This window comes from Caproicibacter fermentans, assembly GCF_009746625.1.
Classification (GTDB): Bacteria; Bacillota; Clostridia; order Oscillospirales; family Acutalibacteraceae; genus Caproicibacter; species Caproicibacter fermentans.
The window spans coordinates 274,077-291,238 of the sequence record NZ_VWXL01000052.1; the positions used below are offsets into that span (position 1 = coordinate 274,077).

General features: G+C 55.3%; 17 protein-coding genes and 1 tRNA gene. 13 read left to right on the top strand and 5 right to left on the bottom strand.

From position 1 onward, the window contains the following. The first annotated feature begins 2 nt into the window (after nucleotides 1-2). The 4 genes from argJ (at nucleotide 3) to argF (ending at nucleotide 4,409) form a co-directional block, all read left to right on the top strand. Nucleotides 3-1,226 carry a bifunctional glutamate N-acetyltransferase/amino-acid acetyltransferase ArgJ gene (gene argJ / locus CAFE_RS09250; protein WP_066645816.1) on the top strand — a complete coding sequence of 408 codons (1,224 nt, stop codon included), beginning with the start codon at nucleotides 3-5 and terminating at the stop codon, nucleotides 1,224-1,226. Nucleotides 1,227-1,427: 201 nt separating this feature from the next. Continuing rightward, nucleotides 1,428-2,285, top strand: coding sequence for an acetylglutamate kinase (gene argB, locus CAFE_RS09255; protein ID WP_066645818.1), 858 nt, complete (start codon nucleotides 1,428-1,430; stop codon nucleotides 2,283-2,285). Nucleotides 2,286-2,302: 17 nt separating this feature from the next. Beyond that, nucleotides 2,303-3,484 carry an aspartate aminotransferase family protein gene (locus CAFE_RS09260; RefSeq protein WP_156990455.1) on the top strand — a complete coding sequence of 394 codons (1,182 nt, stop codon included), beginning with the start codon at nucleotides 2,303-2,305 and terminating at the stop codon, nucleotides 3,482-3,484. Nucleotides 3,485-3,506: 22 nt separating this feature from the next. Further along, a complete protein-coding gene (gene argF, locus CAFE_RS09265; protein WP_156990456.1) occupies nucleotides 3,507-4,409 on the top strand; it encodes an ornithine carbamoyltransferase in 903 nt (300 codons plus the stop codon). 149 nt (nucleotides 4,410-4,558) lie between these two features. On the opposite strand, the gene CAFE_RS09270 is transcribed toward argF, so the two are convergent. Together CAFE_RS09270 and CAFE_RS09275 are read right to left on the bottom strand one after the other, a co-directional pair. Continuing rightward, the gene (locus CAFE_RS09270; protein WP_156990457.1) at nucleotides 4,559-5,107 is read right to left on the bottom strand and encodes a hypothetical protein; all 549 of its coding nucleotides are present in this window, start codon (nucleotides 5,105-5,107) and stop codon (nucleotides 4,559-4,561) included. A 626-nt stretch (nucleotides 5,108-5,733) separates the two neighbouring features. Next, complete coding sequence (locus CAFE_RS09275) at nucleotides 5,734-7,008, bottom strand: PepSY1/2 domain-containing protein (RefSeq protein ID WP_066645826.1); 1,275 nt, start codon at nucleotides 7,006-7,008, stop codon at nucleotides 5,734-5,736. 584 nt (nucleotides 7,009-7,592) lie between these two features. Between CAFE_RS09275 and CAFE_RS09280 the strand changes: the two genes are divergently transcribed. The 9 genes from CAFE_RS09280 to CAFE_RS09320 all read left to right on the top strand — a co-directional run bounded on the left by CAFE_RS09280 (nucleotide 7,593) and on the right by CAFE_RS09320 (nucleotide 14,529). Next, the gene (locus CAFE_RS09280; RefSeq protein WP_156990458.1) at nucleotides 7,593-8,447 is read left to right on the top strand and encodes an EAL domain-containing protein; all 855 of its coding nucleotides are present in this window, start codon (nucleotides 7,593-7,595) and stop codon (nucleotides 8,445-8,447) included. Next, entirely contained in the window at nucleotides 8,429-8,671 is a 243-nt protein-coding gene (locus CAFE_RS09285; RefSeq protein WP_156990459.1) for a hypothetical protein, read from the top strand. The genes CAFE_RS09280 and CAFE_RS09285 overlap by 19 nt, the downstream gene beginning before the upstream one ends. Before the next feature lie 2 nt (nucleotides 8,672-8,673). After that, nucleotides 8,674-10,062 carry a UDP-N-acetylmuramoyl-L-alanine--D-glutamate ligase gene (murD, locus tag CAFE_RS09290; RefSeq protein WP_156990460.1) on the top strand — a complete coding sequence of 463 codons (1,389 nt, stop codon included), beginning with the start codon at nucleotides 8,674-8,676 and terminating at the stop codon, nucleotides 10,060-10,062. Nucleotides 10,063-10,088: 26 nt separating this feature from the next. Further along, nucleotides 10,089-11,105 (top strand): M20/M25/M40 family metallo-hydrolase, encoded by a 1,017-nt coding sequence (locus CAFE_RS09295; RefSeq protein ID WP_156990461.1) that lies wholly within the window; start codon nucleotides 10,089-10,091, stop codon nucleotides 11,103-11,105. Then, entirely contained in the window at nucleotides 11,105-12,136 is a 1,032-nt protein-coding gene (locus CAFE_RS09300; protein ID WP_156990462.1) for a M42 family metallopeptidase, read from the top strand. Before CAFE_RS09295 ends, CAFE_RS09300 begins: the two co-directional genes overlap by 1 nt. Further along, nucleotides 12,133-12,864 (top strand): GNAT family N-acetyltransferase, encoded by a 732-nt coding sequence (locus CAFE_RS09305; protein WP_066645838.1) that lies wholly within the window; start codon nucleotides 12,133-12,135, stop codon nucleotides 12,862-12,864. The genes CAFE_RS09300 and CAFE_RS09305 overlap by 4 nt, the downstream gene beginning before the upstream one ends. Nucleotides 12,865-12,873: 9 nt before the next feature. Then, a complete protein-coding gene (locus tag CAFE_RS09310) occupies nucleotides 12,874-13,062 on the top strand; it encodes a DUF6440 family protein (protein WP_156990463.1) in 189 nt (62 codons plus the stop codon). 50 nt (nucleotides 13,063-13,112) lie between these two features. Beyond that, on the top strand, nucleotides 13,113-14,381 hold the full coding sequence (locus CAFE_RS09315; protein WP_156990464.1) for a methionine gamma-lyase family protein: 1,269 nt from the start codon (nucleotides 13,113-13,115) through the stop codon (nucleotides 14,379-14,381). A gap of 63 nt (nucleotides 14,382-14,444) precedes the next feature. Next, nucleotides 14,445-14,529: transfer RNA gene (locus CAFE_RS09320), tRNA-Leu, on the top strand. On the opposite strand, the gene CAFE_RS09325 is transcribed toward CAFE_RS09320, so the two are convergent. From CAFE_RS09325 to CAFE_RS09335, 3 genes are all read right to left on the bottom strand, one after another. Next, a complete protein-coding gene (locus tag CAFE_RS09325) occupies nucleotides 14,508-16,022 on the bottom strand; it encodes a recombinase family protein (RefSeq protein WP_166525106.1) in 1,515 nt (504 codons plus the stop codon). The two genes, CAFE_RS09320 and CAFE_RS09325, sit on opposite strands and share 22 nt — an antisense overlap. A gap of 119 nt (nucleotides 16,023-16,141) precedes the next feature. After that, complete coding sequence (locus CAFE_RS09330) at nucleotides 16,142-16,576, bottom strand: ImmA/IrrE family metallo-endopeptidase (RefSeq protein WP_156990466.1); 435 nt, start codon at nucleotides 16,574-16,576, stop codon at nucleotides 16,142-16,144. Further along, the gene (locus tag CAFE_RS09335) at nucleotides 16,577-17,005 is read right to left on the bottom strand and encodes a helix-turn-helix domain-containing protein (RefSeq protein ID WP_156990467.1); all 429 of its coding nucleotides are present in this window, start codon (nucleotides 17,003-17,005) and stop codon (nucleotides 16,577-16,579) included. Between the last annotated feature and the right edge of the window lie 157 nt (nucleotides 17,006-17,162).

Here is a 17,162-nt window from a genome sequence, read left to right on the forward strand (position 1 = left end):
AAATGGCAATTCAGTTTGTGGAGGGCGGCGCGACCGCCGCGCGGGGGTTCACCGCGTGGGGAATGCACTGCGGCATTCGGAGAAACACGTCGAAACCGGACCTTGCGATGATCTGTTCGGCGGTGCCGTGCAGCGCCGCGGCGGTTTACACGCAGAATCTGGTCAAAGGCGCGCCGATTCTGGTGACGAAAGAACATTTAAAGGACGGTACCGCCCGCGCGGTGATCGTCAACAGCGGCAACGCGAACACCTGCAACGCGGACGGGGTGGAAAAGGCGGAGCGCATGTGCCGTGCGGCGGCAAAGGCGCTCGGAATCAGGGAGGACGACGTGATCGTGGCTTCCACCGGGGTCATCGGCGTGCCGCTGCCGATCGAACCGATTGAAAACAGCGTTTCGCAGCTTGCCTCCCTGCTGTCGAAGGACGGCTCGCTCGAAGCGGCGAAAGCAATCATGACGACCGACACCGTCGTCAAAAACCTCGCGGTGAAATGCACACTCGGCGGGAAAACCGTGAGGATCGGCGGCATTGCGAAGGGCTCCGGCATGATTCACCCGAATATGGGAACCATGCTCTGCTTTGTGACGACGGACGCGGCGGTCTCCGCCCCGGTGCTGGATACGGCGCTGCGCGCGGCCGTGGACAAAAGCTTCAACATGGTCAGCGTCGACGGGGATACCTCCACCAACGACACCTGCGCCGTGATGGCCTCCGGTTTAGCGGGAAATCCGGAACTCACAAAAGCGGAAGGCGAGGATTACGAAATCTTTGCCGGGGCGCTTCTGGAGCTGTGCACCGCGCTTGCGCGGATGCTTGCAAAGGACGGGGAAGGAGCCTCCCGCCTGCTTATCTGTACGGTGACCGGAGCGAAGGACGAGGAAAACGCAAAGAAAGCCGCAAAGGGAGTCATCTGTTCCAGTCTTGTGAAAGCCGCGATGTTCGGCGCGGACGCGAACTGGGGCCGCGTCCTCTGCGCCGTCGGATACTGCGGGGCCGAAACGGACGTTGGCAGAGTCGACGTTTCTTTCGCTTCAAAAGCCGGCGGGCTTTCGGTTTGCGAAAACGGCGCGGGGATTCCGTTCAGCGAGGAACTGGCAAAAAAAGTCCTTTCGGAGGACGAGGTTACCATCCTCGTAAAACTCCGCGACGGGGACGCGCGGGCGACGGCGTTCGGCTGCGACCTTACTTACGACTATGTAAAAATCAACGGCGACTACCGCACCTGACCGGCCGGACCATCCGGTCGGGACGCGCCTGCGGCGTTCAAGGCTTTCAAAATCTTCAAGCGCCCGTCGAGTTTCGTCCTCATGGACGGTCCAAAGAGGAGCCTGATTACTGTTTTGCCGAACGGAACGAAAAATACTCTGCCTGTGAAATTGAGGGGCAGAAGGGAGCGGCAACCCGCCGCGGGACAGGAGACAACGCATATGCAGATCTCAAACACGGACCGGGCTCAGGTGCTGGTGCAGGCCCTGCCGTACATCCAGACTCACGCCGGCAGAACCATTGTGGTGAAATACGGCGGCAGCGCGATGGTCGATGAAAAGCTGAAAGACGCCGTCATGAGCGACATCGTGCTGATGCAGCTGATCGGCATCCGCGTGGTCGTGGTGCACGGCGGCGGAAAGGAAATCGACGCGATGCTCGGGAAAATCGGCAAGGAGAGCCGCTTTGTGGGCGGGCTGCGCTACACCGATCGTGAAACCATTGATATCGTCCAGATGGTGCTGGCCGGCAAGGTCAACAAGGACCTGGTGCAGCTGCTGGAACGGCACGGCGGGCGCGCCGTCGGGCTTTGCGGGCTGGACGACGGGCTGATGACCGCGAAAAAACTGGACGGGGGCGAAGACCTCGGCTATGTTGGGGAGATTACCAAAATCAACCCGGCGGTGATCCATCACGCGACGGAAAACGGGTATATCCCGGTCATTTCGACCGTCGCGGGCGGCGGGAACGGAGAGGTTTACAACATCAACGCGGATATCGCGGCGGCCCGGATCGCGGCGGAGCTGCGGGCGGAAAAGCTGATTCTGATGACCGACGTTCGCGGCCTTCTCTGCGATAAAAACGACGAGACCACGCTGATTCCCGTCGTCAATGTCAGCGACGTGCCGAAGCTGCGGAATCAGGGGATTATCAGCGGCGGAATGATTCCCAAAATCGATTGCTGCGTGGACGCCGTGCGACGAGGAGTCGAGCGCGCCCATATCATCGACGGTCGAATTCCCCATTCGATCCTGATTGAACTGTTTTCCGATGAGGGGATCGGAACCATGATGTACTAGGACGGAGGGATTCCACAATGACCTTTGAAGCGGTAAAACAGCAGGAACAGCAGAATATCATGCCCGTTTATTCCCGTTTTCAAGTCGCGCTTGTTTCCGGGAAAGGCGCGACCGCAACCGATGTGAACGGAAAACAATATATTGATTTTGCCAGCGGAATCGGAGTGAATTCGCTCGGCTTCTGCGACCCGGAATGGTCGGCCGCCGTGGCGAAGCAGGCGGGGACTTTGCAGCATATCTCCAATTTATATTACAGCCCGGTTCAGACGGCGGCGGCGGAGAACCTCTGCAGGCTCAGCGGAATGTCAAAGGTGTTTTTCGCAAATTCCGGCGCGGAGGCGAACGAGTGCGCGGTCAAGCTTGCGCGCAAGTACGGAACGGACCGGCTGGGTGCGGGCCGCACGGAAATCGTAACGCTGAAAAACTCCTTTCACGGCAGGACGGTCACAACGCTCGCCGCGACCGGGCAGAACGAGTTCCACGAGTACTTTGCCCCGCTGACAACCGGCTTTTCCTACGCGGAGCCGAACCTGCGAAGCGTGAAAAACGCCGTGACGGAAAAGACCTGCGCCGTCATGCTCGAACTGATTCAGGGCGAGGGCGGCGTGGTGCCGATGGACAAAGCGTTCGTCAAAGAGCTGCGCGCGTTCTGCACACAGCGGAAAATCCTGATGATGGTCGACGAGGTGCAGACCGGCGTCGGCCGTACGGGAACCTTTTACAGCTACCAGAATTACGGCGTTGTGCCGGACGTCGTGACAAGCGCGAAGGGGCTTGCCTCCGGCCTTCCGCTCGGCGCGTGCCTGTGCGCCGAACCGTTCGCGGATGTTTTGGGCCCCGGCACGCACGGCTCGACTTTCGGCGGCAACCCGATTGCCTGCGCGGGCGCGCTGGTGGTGATGAAGCGCCTGGCCGAACCTGAATTTTTAAAAGACGTTCGGGAAAAAGGGAATTATTTTGCCGAAAAGCTCGCGGAAATGCACGGGGTATCCTCCGTGCGCGGCATGGGCTTGATGCTCGGCGCGAAGCCGGCCCGCGGCAGCGTCGGCGAAATCGCGGTGAAATGCGTGGAACACGGGCTTTTGATTCTGACCGCGAAGGACGTCCTCCGCCTGCTGCCGCCCCTTGTCGTCTCCAAGGATGAAGCGGACAAAGGACTCGCGATTCTTCGGGAAGTACTGGACACATTGGAACCGTAATTTACGGCAGGAGGGAACCGACATGAACCATTTATTAAAGATGATGGACCTGACCGCGGGAGACATCGCGGAGATCCTCAACCTGGCGGACCAACTGAAATACGAGCAGAAGCACGGCATCGCGCACCCGCATCTTGCGGGAAAGACGCTCGGCATGATTTTTGAAAAGGCCAGCACCCGCACGCGCGTCTCGTTTGAAGTCGGCATGTATCAGCTCGGCGGCCTGCCGATCTTCCTTTCTTCCGACGACCTGCAGATCGGCCGCGGCGAACCGGTTCAGGACACCGCCCGCGTGCTGTCCCGGTATCTGAACGGAATCATGATCCGCACGTTCAAGCAGTCGGAGGTCGAGGCGCTCGCAGCGAACGGAACCGTTCCGGTCATCAACGGCCTGACGGATTATGCCCATCCGTGCCAGGTTCTGGCGGACCTGATGACCATCCGCGAGTACAAGGGCGCGCTGGAAGGGCTCAAGCTCTGCTTCATCGGCGACGGAAACAACATGATGAACTCGCTGATCGTCGGCGCTCTGAAAATGAAAATGGAAGTCGCCGTCGCCTGTCCGTCCGGGTATAAGCCCGCGCAGGACGTACTGGATTTTGCCGTGACGCACCCGGCGTTCAGCATGACGGCGGACCCGGCGGAAGCCGCCCGCGGCGCCGATGTGGTCATCACGGACGTGTGGGCCTCCATGGGCAAGGAGGACGAAGCGGAGCAGCGCCGCAGAGATTTTGCGGGATACCAGATTAACGGCACGGTGATGAAAGCGGCAAAACCGGATGCGATCGTGCAGCACTGCCTGCCCGCCCACCGTGGGGAGGAAATCACGGAGGAAGTGTTCGAAAGCCACTCGAAAGAAATTTTCGACGAGGCGGAAAACCGCCTGCACGCGCAGAAGGCGGTTCTGGTCAAACTTCTTGGGTAATTCGCGGAAACAGAAAGTCGGCACGCAGTTTGGGGTGACCCTGAACTGCGTGCCGTTTTAGAAACGCTGTGTGTTGGGGGGGCGGCGCAAGGGGGCTTGAGCCTCGGATTTCCGGAACGAGACGACCTGCGCGCGCCCCAGCCTGACCGTTACGGGACGGATGATGCGGAGGAATCGTTCTGCCAAAAGAAACCAAGAGTTACCGTTGACCCATCGGAGTTGTGTGCTTCAAAATTGCCGAATGGGGCCTCGCTTTTCGGCGCCCGGTCACCCGTGATTGTGACCAGTGCTTCCCCCTGATGCTGACAGACGATGGCCACGCGGTCAATGTCGCTTTCCCGCGAATTGGAGATCAATTCCTCCTGCACGGATGCAACGGCTATCCCGTAGTTTGCGATATCCCAGATTTGCGGCATAGAATCGGATGAAGACATGGACGGCACTTCTTCTCCCGGTGAAACATTTTTGAAGTCTACTGTGAGTTTAAGCGACGATCCCGTTTTTGTGCATGACACAATCTTGGCGTTCGCCGTGCCGATTCGACGTTCGAGACGATCGGACAGCGACAGTCCCGCATTCCGCTCCAGAAAGACGCCAAGCACGATTCCGGCCACCAGCGCAACAACCCCTGTCAAAACAACCGAGTATAATAGCCGGTGTTTTTTCAGAGCACTGACGACGGCAGATAAAACATTCACTGCGATCCCCCATTCTCATTTTATTCCTTATATTTCATTCACACAGAGTCAATAGCCCCTGTGTGGGTCAGCAATTTCTTCCGGAGAGCGTCTCGAATGATATATCCTAAAATAGGAACGTGAAATAGAATCCGGTCGAACAGAATATTTTATAGGATCCCTGAAAAGAAACAGGCGCAGGGGTGAGAAAGAGGCAACTCTCTCACCCCTCATTACTCTATAGAGTGAAATTTTTTCAGCCCAGTTGGGGTTGACTGGATTCTGCGTTATGGTAGGAGGAATCCGGTAATTTCCCTGAGGGATCTGCGTCTGTTCCAAATGGAATTGACCCGCTTTTTTCAAATGCCATTCTTCGATGATGGCGAGATGTAGGAATTACCGCTGCTTTTATTATAAATTATAATTATTATTTGTCAAAATTATTTTCAAATATTTCCTAGGGCTACAATTATTGGACATATAAAGAAAAAAAGAGACGGGAATGAGTGCATCGGTTAGAATTAGTTACCACACACTAATTCAGCCGAAAGGCAGTGCCCATTCCCGAAATTTCTCATTGTCTAACCGAAATTAACCACCGGCTTGGCCGGCGGAAACGACGACGGCTTTAGCTAAGGAGGAAACCGTCAGCGGGCCAGGACTCCGTTGTCGGAGGATTCCAGAATCAGAATATCCTCCTCGTAGCCCGTTTTGGCGTTGATATAGACCAGAACGCGGTCGCCGTTGTTGCCCGTGCACTGAAATTCCCAGCAAAGCAGTTCGTTCAGGCCGGGGGTCGGAATCAGCGCGAGCCGGCTCAGCTTGACCGTCAGGCTCGAGCTGACCTTTTTCTGCGCGTCCGCGGAAGAAAGCGAAGCGTTCAGCGTCCGGCTCTTATGGTTCATCAGATACCCGGCGGACTGAAAGCGGACGATTTCTCCGTTGTCCAGCGCGACGCCCACCTTGATCAGGTCCGGGTAGCACAGAATGCCGTCCTGCAGATAGGCGTAGTTGATCATGCAGATGCCGTCGTTCATGACGTAATAAGTCTCTTTCATGTTCTGGATTCCCCTGCCGTCCAGAAAGGCGCGGGCTTTTTCGGAGGCCGCCTTGTAGTCGAGCTTTTTCCCGCCGACCGAGCGCGTGTTCGCCATTTCGGAGATATAACCGCCCGCCTTGGTTACGGAGATGCGGATCGCTCCGTCTTTCGCAGTAAAGTTATAGGTCGGCATATTTCCTTCCGTATCCTGCGTATGGGTCAGCTCCGACTGCTTCAGACCGATAAAAGCCGCGGCGAGATTCTGCGCGTTGCCCTGCGGGATGGTTTTCTTTCCCTCGGTCAGCTTTGGCTTCATCTGGCCGATATGGTCGGAAAACGGGCCGTCGTAAATCATGGACGGGAAATTCGAAAAATCCTGTTCCGTGTTTTTCAGGGAATCGTTGAAGTCCGTGGAACTGAAATCCGGGTCAACGTCCTGAAGATCTTTCTGGAGCTTTTTCGCGTAGGACTCCAGATTCTGCATGGACTTGTATTCGGTATCGCTGATGGCATCCCCTTGCGATATTTTCCTGGAGAGGCTCATGGAAAAATCGCCGACCTGGGTGATAAATTTACTCACGTTGTCAACGGAATTTTCCGTCAGCGGAAGCACGGAAATCGCCGCTTTCGCCATGCTGGATTCCCTCATCAGCTTTGCCGCGAGGCCGTTCTGCTCCGTGGCCGTGTTCGCATACACCGCTTTGTTCAAGGTAATCTGAATATTGTCGACACAGTCGCGCAGATCGCTCAGCGAACGCGTATATCCGTACTGCAGATCCCTTTTGTAACGCTCCGCCTGGGTATATCCGTAAACCGTGGCTCCGCCCAGGGAAAGAATGATCGTCAGGACAATGGCCAGCGTAGCAATCCGTCTTTTTTTCATATTTTCACCCCTGAATCATATTTTCAGACCGAAAGCCCTCAAATATACGTATTTTATAACCGGACGGTAAAACTTTCGGGCCCGGAACGTGCTTTCGTCAAATCCGATAATTTCGGTCGGACTCATTTCAAAATCCTTGTAATTGTTTCTGAATATGAAAATTTTTGTTTTTAGCACTGTACTTTCCAAGAGTGCTGGATTATAATAGCATTGTTAATTATGATAAAAATCACAGGGATTAAGGTAGCGTTTTATACAGGATGACCGTGCTCTTCGGAAGGATATGGATGAATTCGCGGAAAAATCACGTTTTCGGCGGATTTCGGCGGTTTCACCGCACAAAGGAAGCGAAAAAGCGGAATCATGAGCCAAAGCCGCGGCATTTCGGTTGAACCGCTTCCGGCGGCGTTGAAAGCGCAGGGGGGCAAACGGGGTATTTGGACAATCTTAATTCAATAATCCAGCGGCGCGGAACAGGCGCCTGAAACCGTGCCGCGCTTTAGGCACGCAGATGTTTTGCGTCGGAAGCTCCGTCGATTTTCATTGGAACAAGGCCCGGAAAAAATCATTGGGAAGTGATTCTGATGCCGAATTCAGAAGAAAGTCAGTCGCCGGCCGGCCGGTCCGGATCCTCTTTTTGGACAGGCTTTGACCGCGAAGAACAGCGCCGGATGGAAGAATGGCTGAACATTGCGATCGAAAAAAACATGTTCGAAATATACTATCAGCCTCTGTACAGCATCTGCGACGGAAATTTTACGGAGGCGGAGGCGCTTTTAAGGCTGAAGGGGCCGGACGGAGTCTATATTCCCCCCGACCGGTTTATCCCGGTTGCCGAGGAAACCGGGCAGATCATAGAAATCGGCTGCATGGTTCTGGAGCGCGTGTGCGAATACATCCGGTACCTGCTGGCGTGCAGGATCAATATCGACACCGTTTCCGTCAATCTGTCCGTCGTGCAGCTGATGGGGGAGGACGCGGTGCCGCGCCTGAAAAAGATCATCCGCGGAAGCGGCATTTCGCCCAACCGGATTCTGTTTGAAATCACGGAAAGCATCCTCATCAGCAACTACACGCTGATTGCCGAGAAGATCCGCGAGCTGAACCGCTCCGGCATCCAGTTTGCGCTGGACGATTTCGGCACCGGGTATTCCAATATTACAAACGTGATCGACCTGCCGTTCGACGTGGTCAAGATCGACAAGAGCCTGATCTGGGATTCGATGAAAAACCGTCGCTGCAATATCATGATTCGCGAACTGACCCGCACGTTCCGCAACATCAATCTCATCGTGACCGCGGAGGGCGTGGAGACCGAGGAGCACGACCGGTTTGCCCGCCAGTGCGGCTGCGACAAGATTCAGGGCTTCCGCTATGCGAAGCCGATGCCGGTCAGCCGCGCCGCGGATTATTTCGGCCGATGCGCCGTGTCTTACTGAAAATCAATGAAAAACGGGCCGTTCCTGTCACAGGGGACGGCTTTCTTTATGATTTGCGCCCGGGGCGGGGCGCTTCGGCAGCCCGATTCCCGAGGGCGGAACACGGCGGGAAAAAACCGGCGGGTTTTCCCCGCCGTCGCCCGTTTTCCCTTGATATTTCCAACATCGGCAAGTATAATAAGGACAATTACAAGACCCAATACACGGAAGAAGAGGAATCGTAAAAATGGATATTCAAAAATTTTATCAGATGATAAAGGGGAAGAGCGTCTCGTTCTGCGGCATCGGGGGCAGCAACCTTCCGCTGGCGGTTTCGTTCGCGAAAAAGGGCGCCGCCGTCACGGCGCGCGACAAGCGGCCGGAGGAAAAGCTGGGGGAATCCGCCGAACAGCTGAAAAGCGCGGGGGTGAAACTGCGGTGCGGCGAGGACTACCTCAAGAATCTTGACGAGGAAATTATTTTCCGCACGCCCGCGATGCGCTATACTCTTCCGGAGCTGGACGCGGCCCGCGCGCGGGGAGCGGTCGTTACCTCCGAAATGGAGATGTTTTTTGAAACCTGTCCGTGCAGGATTTTCGCCGTAACCGGCAGCGACGGCAAGACCACCACGACGACCGTGATTTCAAAAATTCTGGAAAGCGCCGGAAAAAAAGTTCACCTCGGCGGAAATATCGGCGAACCGCTGCTGCCCCGCGTGGAGCAGGTCGGCCCGGAGGACGCCGCGGTCGCGGAGCTTTCCAGCTTCCAGCTGATTTCGATGCGGCGCAGCCCGGATGTGGCGGTCGTAACGAACGTGACGCCGAACCATCTCGACGTGCACAAGGATATGCAGGAGTATATCGACGCCAAAAGGAACATCATTCTGCATCAGAATGCGTTCGGGCGCGCGGTTTTGAACGCGGACAATGAGGTGACCGCCTCTTTCGCGCGGGATGTGCGCGGGCAGTGCCTGCTGTTCAGCCGCAGGCATCCGGTGGAGCACGGCGCTTATATGGACAAAAACGGGCAGATTTATTTTGTCAACGGCCCGGACAAAACGCGTGTCATGCACGCTTCCGATATCCGCATTCCGGGAAAACATAACATTGAAAATTACCTGGCCGCGATCTGCGCCGTCTGGGGATACGCGAAAATTGACGAGATCGTCGGGGTCGCGAAAAGCTTTGCCGGCGTCGAACACCGCAACGAGCTGGTGCGGGAATTCGAGGGAGTGCAGTACTTTAACGATTCCATCGGCACGACGCCGAGCCGCACGATCAGCGGGGCGCTTTCGCTGTTCGACAAGCGCATTCTGCTCATCGCCGGAGGCTACGACAAGAATATTCCGTTCGACCCGCTGGGGCCCGTCATCGCGGACAAGGTCAAAACGCTGGTGCTCATCGGCCAGACGGCGGACAAGATCGAACAGTCGGTTGTCTCTTCGCCGAACTACAAACCGGAAAATCTGAAGATTTTCCACGCGCAGTCGCTGGAGGAAGCGGTGGACCTCTGCCGCAGGGAAGCCGTGAGCGGTGACGTCGTCTCCCTTTCCCCGGCCTGCGCCAGCTTCGGCATGTTCCCGAATTATGAAACGCGCGGCGAACGCTTCCGCGAAATTGTCAACGCGCTGAAATAGAAATGAAAAACCAGGAGGGAATTTTTTTGGAGGAATTGGAACAGCTTATCTTCCGCCTTTGTTCCGCCCCGGGCACCCCGGGCGGGGAGTCGCCCGCGGCCGAGGCCGCGGCGGCGGAGCTCTCCGGTCTGGCTAAGGTGCAAACGGACCGGATGGGAAATCTGACGGCGGAGTTTGGCAATCCGGATGCGCGGGAGCATGTCCTTCTCGACGCGCATCTGGATCAAATCGGACTGATCGTTACCGGAATCGACGAAAACGGTTTTTTGAAGATCGGACGCTGCGGCGGGACCGACGCGCGCGTGCTGCCCGGCGGGGCGGTCACGGTTTACGGCGCGGAAACGCTCTGCGGCGTCGTCTGCTGCACGCCCCCGCATTTACAGGAGGGCGGAGAGGACAAGGTCGAGCCGGTTGATAAAATGGCTGTGGACGTCGGTCTTTCGCACGACGAGGCGGAAAAGCTGGTGCGTCCCGGCGACCGCGTCCTGTTTCGCACGAATCCGAAGCGCCTGCTGGGGACGCGCGTCTCCGCGGCGGGGCTGGACAACCGCGCCGGCGTTGCGGTCTTCTGCCGCTGCGCGCAGATTTTGAAACAGGAAAAGCTGAACTGCAAAGTAACGGTTCTGTTCAGCGCGCAGGAGGAGACCGGAGGGGCGGGCGCGAAAACGGGGGCGTTCGCGGCGCGGCCGACGCAGGCCATCGCGGTCGACGTCAGCTTTGCCAAACAGCCGGGGGTTCCGGACGTGAACCTCGGTTCGCTCGGCGGCGGTCCGATGATCGGAATCGCGCCGGTGCTCAGCAGAAGCATGACGGACAGGCTGATCGGGCTTGCGGAAGAGAAAAAGATGCCGTGGACGCGTGAAATCATGGGCGGCGGAACCGGCACCAACTCCGACGAAATCGCGACGACGGGGTCCGGCGTGCCGACCGCGCTCATTTCGGTGCCGCTGCGGTACATGCACACCCCGGCGGAGGTCATCGACCTTAAAGACATTGAAAACACGGCGCAGCTGATCGCCGCGTATCTGCGGGAGGTGGGCTGATGGGCCGGTTTGAACTGCTTCGCGAGCTTTGCGGGGCGCACGGGATTTCCGGGCGCGAGGACGCGGTGAGGAAAATCATTTTACGGGAAATCGAACCCGTTGCCGATTCGGTGGAGCTGACGCCGCTCGGGAACATCATCGCGGTGAAAAAAGGATTAAAACGGCCGAAAACCAGCCTGATGCTCGACGCGCATATGGATGAGGTCGGGCTGATCGTCACGGATATCACGGACGGCGGACTGCTGAAATTTGCGTCCGTCGGCGGAATCGACCGCCGCGTCCTGCCGGGCAAGACCGTCTGGATTGAGGAAAAAATCCCGGGAGTGGTCGGCGCGAAGCCGATTCATCTTCTGGAAGAGGACGAAAAAGGGAAAAGCGTCCCGATGAAGGATTTGTATCTCGACATCGGCGCGGGCAGCCGCGCCGAAGCGCAACAATGCGTCCGCCCCGGCGACGCGGTTGTGTTTGACTCGGTGTTCGACCTGTCGCACGGCATGGTGAAAAGCAAGGCGCTGGACGACCGCGCCGGCTGCGCGCTGCTGATCGAGCTGATGAAGGACGGCCTCCCGTACGACACGACGTTTGTGTTTTCCGTTCAGGAGGAAGTGGGCCTGAACGGTGCGAAAACAGCCGCGTTCGCGGTGAACCCGCAGGCGGCCATTGCCGTGGAATGCACCACGGCGGCCGATGTGGCGGGAGTTGACCGCGAGAAAGACGTATGCCGCGTGGGCGAAGGCCCGGTGCTTTCGTTTATGGACCGGCGGACCGTGTACGACCGGGATTATTACAATCTGGCTTTTGAAGCGGCGAAAAGCGCGAAAATCAAGTGCCAGCCCAAGCGCGCCGTTGCCGGGGGCAACAACGCGGGCGCGATTTTTTCCTCGCGTTCCGGCGTCCGCACGGCCGCGGTCTCGCTGCCGTGCCGGTACCTGCATTCCCCGGTCGGGGTCATCTCTCAGGACGACTATGCCGAGGCGAAAAAGCTGCTTGCCGTTCTGGCTGAAAGGATCGCTGAAACAGACTCAGTATGATAAAACTCATAGAATCTAAAAATGACATCATCGCTTCGGAGGACAACCCGTTCGGCGTCAGAATCCGCTCGATGGCTCAGGTTTACGGCGCGGGGGAACCGTTCGCCCGGTTCTGGGTTCAGGACGGCGGCTCTTCGCTGGCAAAGCTGGACGACGCGGTTGTTTTGGAAAGCCGTGAAGCCGACTGGGAGGAGCTGGCCGGGTTTCTGCGCATGCTGGATGCAAAAACCGTCTCCTGCCCGGAAGAAGCCGCCGGGCATCTGGGGCTGCCCGTCTCCGGCCGCGGCGAAATCATGCGTCTGAGCGGTGCGGCGGAAAGTCCGTTCCACGCGGACGTGGAACAAAACCCCGGCCTGCGCGAAATCTACGCTCTGCTGTGCGAGGCGAAAAGCGAGACGTTTGTTCCTCCGGAATTCGAATCGTTTTACATGGATATGTCCTACCGGACGCGGCATGGGGCGGCGGTATCCGTCGGAATCCATACCGAAGGAAGGCTGGCGGCGTGCGCCCTGTGTTCCTCCATGACGGAGCGTGCCGCGGTCTTATCCGCCGTGGCCGTGCTGCCGGATGATCGCCGCAAAGGACTGGGACGCTGTGCGGTCGCCGCGCTGACGGCGCTGCTGAACCGCGAGGCGGTCTATCTCCTGCGGGCGGACGGCGAGAATGAAGAGTTTTACCGTTCCATGGGCTTTGTACCGGACGGCAGATGGGCTCAAATCCGGTTTTAGGAGGACAAAATGAAAGAGAAACGCTTTGAAGCGGTCTATTCTCAGGGAACGCTGGACGTTGTGAAAATACTTGTCGATACGGAAACCGGCGTGCAGTATCTGGCGATGCAGTCGGGTTACGCCGGCGGCCTGACGCCGCTTCCGGACCGCGAGGGGAAGCCGGTTCTGTCGTCCGCGGGCGGAGAGGGCGTTCGCTGACGGCCGAAAATACATAAGAATCCGTTTGAACAGGAATAGGAGTCGATCGTTTGTATCCTTTTTTTAAAATTGATCAGAAAATTCTGGACGCGGCGGAGCGCGCGGAAGACATGGTTCGCCCGCAGATGGAAGCCGTTGAAAAAAACACAGAGTATAATCAGCAGAGGATGCTGGCGGCGTTTATCAAAAACGGCGTGAGCGAAAGCCATTTTGCGGCTTCCACCGGATACGGCTACGGCGACCGGGGCCGCGACGCGCTTGACCGCGTGTTTGCGGACGCGATGGGGGCGGAGGACGCGCTGGTGCGGCACAACTTTGTCAGCGGAACCCATGCCCTGACGGTCGCTTTGTTCGGGGTTCTGCGCCCCGGCGACACCATGCTGAGCGTGACGGGAATTCCGTACGACACGCTCCGATCCGTGATTGGCCTGACGGGTAACGGAATTGGGTCGCTTAAAGAGTTCGGGATCCGCTATGAGCAGGTTGATATGACTCCTTCGGGAAAGCCGGACTACGATGAAATCGAGCGCCGGGTACAGCCGGGGCTGCGGATGGTCTATCTGCAGCGCTCGCGCGGGTACAGCCTGCGGCCGTCGCTTTTTGTGGAAGAGATCGAGAAAATCGCAAGGATGGTCAAGCGGAAGGCGCCGGACTGCATCGTGATGGTCGACAACTGCTACGGCGAATTTGTGCAGCGGACGGAGCCGGTTTCGCGCGGGGCGGACCTGATGGCGGGTTCGCTCATCAAGAATCCGGGCGGCGGCGTCGCGCCGACCGGCGGATACATCGCCGGGAAAAAGGGGCTTGTGGAAATGTGTGCCTATCGCCTGACGACGCCGGGCACGGGGCGTGAAATCGGCGCGACGCTGGGCAACAACCGCGAGTTGTTTATGGGTGCGTTTCACGCGCCGCACGTGACAGGGGAAGCGCTCAAGACGGCGGTATTCACCGCGGCGCTGTTCCGTCAGTTGGGGTACAAAGTTTCTCCGAATTATGATGAACCGCGCGCGGATATTATCCAGACGCTGCTGCTTGAAAACGAAACGGCGCTGGTGGCGTTTTGCCGGGGAGTGCAGAAAGGCGCGCCGGTCGACTCGTTTGTTGTGCCGGAGCCGTGGGATATGCCCGGTTACGACTGCAAGGTAATTATGGCCGCCGGCGCGTTTACGCTGGGGGCTTCGATCGAGCTTTCCGCCGACGCTCCGCTGCGCGAGCCCTATGCGGCGTGGATGCAGGGCGGTTTGAATTACCACAGCGGGCGCCTGGGGGCGATGCTGGCAGCCCAGTCGATGCTGGAGCAGGGCGTTTTAAAGGAATAGAGATTGCCAAAACGCCGAATCTCTGCTATAATACGATAGCCCGGTAAATGTGCCGGGCAGTATGCGGGTGTGGTGGAATTGGCAGACACGCAAGATTTAGGTTCTTGTGTCGCAAGATGTGCAGGTTCAAGTCCTGTCACCCGCACCATTTAAATCCGAAAGAGCTATTTTTTGCTCTTTATTCCCCAAATTATATAATATTTTTACGGTACCATCATCGTACACGTAAACGGCGGAAACAAATGAGTAAAGCAAAAATTTGTTTCCACTTTCGCTTTTTCTTGCCTTGGTAGCTATTTTACTGAGCCAAACGGATATTGCTTCTTTCGTGTATGTAGGCGATTGCATTGTTTCGGCCTCGAGCAGCTGACTGTTCAGCAGATCGGATTCGGCTTCCAATGCTTCCAGCTTTTCTTTCGTGGTAGAGGTGAAAATTCCAGCTTCTATGGCTTTAATAATATTGTCCTTGGCTGTCTGATTTTGCCCTATCTTTTCTTTGAGCCCGGTAATGAGCCGGGCGCTTTTTTGCCTTTCATCGTCCTGCTGCAATATCAAATCGACAAGCGATTCCCGAAATTCTTCTGACAGTATGTAATCAATAGTATAGTTAATAACGGCGGCTTCGATCGTTTCTTTTTTAACGTTCGACTTACTGCATGTCCTTAAACGCTTTTTGGTACTGCACTCATAATAGGAGTACTTTTCATGGCTTCCACTGCTCTGCCCTACCATTGCACCGCCGCATTCGCCGCAAAATATCTTTCCTGATAAAAGGTACTCTATCTTTGCTTTATAGCGGGCTTGAGTATGCTTATTTTTTTGCATTTTTTGTTGTACCGTATTCCACTCGTCCATTGAAACAATCGCGGGGATCCCATCGGGGATCCGAATCACCTTATCTTTTGGTTTGGAAGCGTGACTATTCCGCTTCCCATTTTCAGACGGTATTTTATTGTATGTAAAAATCCCAATGAAACGTTCATTCCTTAATAACTCGTGAATAGAATTTTTGCCGAAGCTTCTGCCTGATGCGGTCTTTCTCCCCTGCCGGTTCATCTCGTCTATTATTTCAGAAAAAGAGGATCCGGTAGCATACATATGAAATATCTGGCGGATCGTTTCAGCATTGTATTCGTCGATAGAATAGGTCTTGTCCGGATTTACCTTGTAGCCCAGTAGGGGGCGCCCTCCGGTATGCTTACATTGAAGTGCCACACCAATACGCCCCCTCGTCGTCTTTTCCATTAGATCGTAAATATAATACTCTGCCATTCCTTCGAGAACAGATTCCAGGATAATCCCTTCCGGACCGTCCGGTATATGCTCCATGGCGGAAACTACTTTTACGCCATTCTTTTTCAATTTTACTTTATTGAGCGCGCTCTCATTTCGATTCCGCGCGAACCGGTCAAGCTTCCACACAATTACCGTTTCAAATAATTCTTTTGCACTGTCCGAAAGCATCTGCTGGAACTGATCGCGATTGTCTGTCTTTCCCGACACACAATCGTCGCGGTAGATATGGATTATCCGATAATTATTATCCGCAGCGAATTTATTGCAATCTCTGATCTGGTCGTCTATGCTTGTCTCTTTTTGCGCGTCGCTCGAATACCGCGCATAAATAACAGCGTTTTTCATGAGCCCTCCTTGATTTAAGAGGGCTGAACAGTTATACTTAATATGTAAATCGTTCATGCTGTCAGCCCTGCTGATGGTGAGCCGCTCTTCCGGGTACCGACCGGATGGAGCGGCTATTTTTATTTGTGCATAATATCCAACCTGTATTCTACAAGATGCTCAGGCAGATTAAGACAGGCAGCTATCTCAGGAATCGAAAATTGAGCGTATTCTTCAATATCACTGTCAGAATATAAGAGGTCAATCGCAAAATAGTTCGCTTCTTTCTCGTATTTCCCAACTGGGAATAACGTATTAGCTCTGAGAAACGGGGTATTTGAATTCGGATGAAGAATACAATGGCCTAATTCATGCGCGCAGGTAAAACGCTGATCTTCTGAAGAAAAATCGCTATTAATGTGGATTATCTTTTGCTGATAAACCTTACTGTAATATCCTTTAATGCCGCCAAGAGGTAACTTTATGATATGTATGCTTTTACAGGCCGCTAATTCATAGGGATTTCTAGTATCATACTTTCTGCAAAGGGATTCCACAATCTGGTCGACGCGCATTCAATCACCCGGTTTTGTTCTATATTTTTTTGGTGTGTATTTTTGTTTGGCTATTCTTTTTCCCATTTCTAAATCTTTTCTTAGACTGGCAATTAGCAGTTCCTTCGTGACATCGTCTAAAGGTTCACCGTCGAACATCAACTCTCCTTGAGCACTTTCCAAATCACTTAGCGTTTGATCCAGCCGTCTAGAAATATCACGCTCGTCCTTCTCAGTAAGGGCGGGCGTTTTTTTTATGCCTGTTTTCCCGAGAAGATAATCAAGGGATACATCAAAATAATCGGCTATAATCTGAAGCTTTTCAGTCTTTGGGACACTGCGACCTCTTTTCCAATCACTCAAGGTAGTTTGTGAGATACCGGTATCTTTAGAAACTTTATAGGCTGTAATCCCGGCTTCTTTTAACAGACGTTCAAAAATCTCATACATTTTTAGGCACCTTTCACAAACCGGAAAATACTTCGCATTTGCTATTGACTTATAAAGAAAAGCGAAGTATAGTATGAGCATACAAAACAAACGCGAAGTAAAATAACGCATTTGGTATGCACTTCGGTTTTGCTATTTACTTTTGTTTCGCGACATA

What these genes read in the sequence shown, in the direction of transcription:
- argJ (WP_066645816.1), top strand. Translation starts at nt 3, where the DNA reads ATGGCAATTCAGTTTGTGGAGGGCGGCGCGACCGCCGCGCGGGGGTTC.
- argB (WP_066645818.1), top strand. Translation starts at nt 1,428, where the DNA reads ATGCAGATCTCAAACACGGACCGGGCTCAGGTGCTGGTGCAGGCCCTG.
- CAFE_RS09260 (WP_156990455.1), top strand. Translation starts at nt 2,303, where the DNA reads ATGACCTTTGAAGCGGTAAAACAGCAGGAACAGCAGAATATCATGCCC.
- argF (WP_156990456.1), top strand. Translation starts at nt 3,507, where the DNA reads ATGAACCATTTATTAAAGATGATGGACCTGACCGCGGGAGACATCGCG.
- CAFE_RS09275 (WP_066645826.1), bottom strand. Translation starts at nt 7,008, where the DNA reads ATGAAAAAAAGACGGATTGCTACGCTGGCCATTGTCCTGACGATCATT.
- CAFE_RS09280 (WP_156990458.1), top strand. Translation starts at nt 7,593, where the DNA reads ATGCCGAATTCAGAAGAAAGTCAGTCGCCGGCCGGCCGGTCCGGATCC.
- CAFE_RS09285 (WP_156990459.1), top strand. Translation starts at nt 8,429, where the DNA reads ATGCGCCGTGTCTTACTGAAAATCAATGAAAAACGGGCCGTTCCTGTC.
- murD (WP_156990460.1), top strand. Translation starts at nt 8,674, where the DNA reads ATGGATATTCAAAAATTTTATCAGATGATAAAGGGGAAGAGCGTCTCG.
- CAFE_RS09300 (WP_156990462.1), top strand. Translation starts at nt 11,105, where the DNA reads ATGGGCCGGTTTGAACTGCTTCGCGAGCTTTGCGGGGCGCACGGGATT.
- CAFE_RS09305 (WP_066645838.1), top strand. Translation starts at nt 12,133, where the DNA reads ATGATAAAACTCATAGAATCTAAAAATGACATCATCGCTTCGGAGGAC.
- CAFE_RS09310 (WP_156990463.1), top strand. Translation starts at nt 12,874, where the DNA reads ATGAAAGAGAAACGCTTTGAAGCGGTCTATTCTCAGGGAACGCTGGAC.
- CAFE_RS09325 (WP_166525106.1), bottom strand. Translation starts at nt 16,022, where the DNA reads ATGAAAAACGCTGTTATTTATGCGCGGTATTCGAGCGACGCGCAAAAA.
- CAFE_RS09330 (WP_156990466.1), bottom strand. Translation starts at nt 16,576, where the DNA reads ATGCGCGTCGACCAGATTGTGGAATCCCTTTGCAGAAAGTATGATACT.
- CAFE_RS09335 (WP_156990467.1), bottom strand. Translation starts at nt 17,005, where the DNA reads ATGTATGAGATTTTTGAACGTCTGTTAAAAGAAGCCGGGATTACAGCC.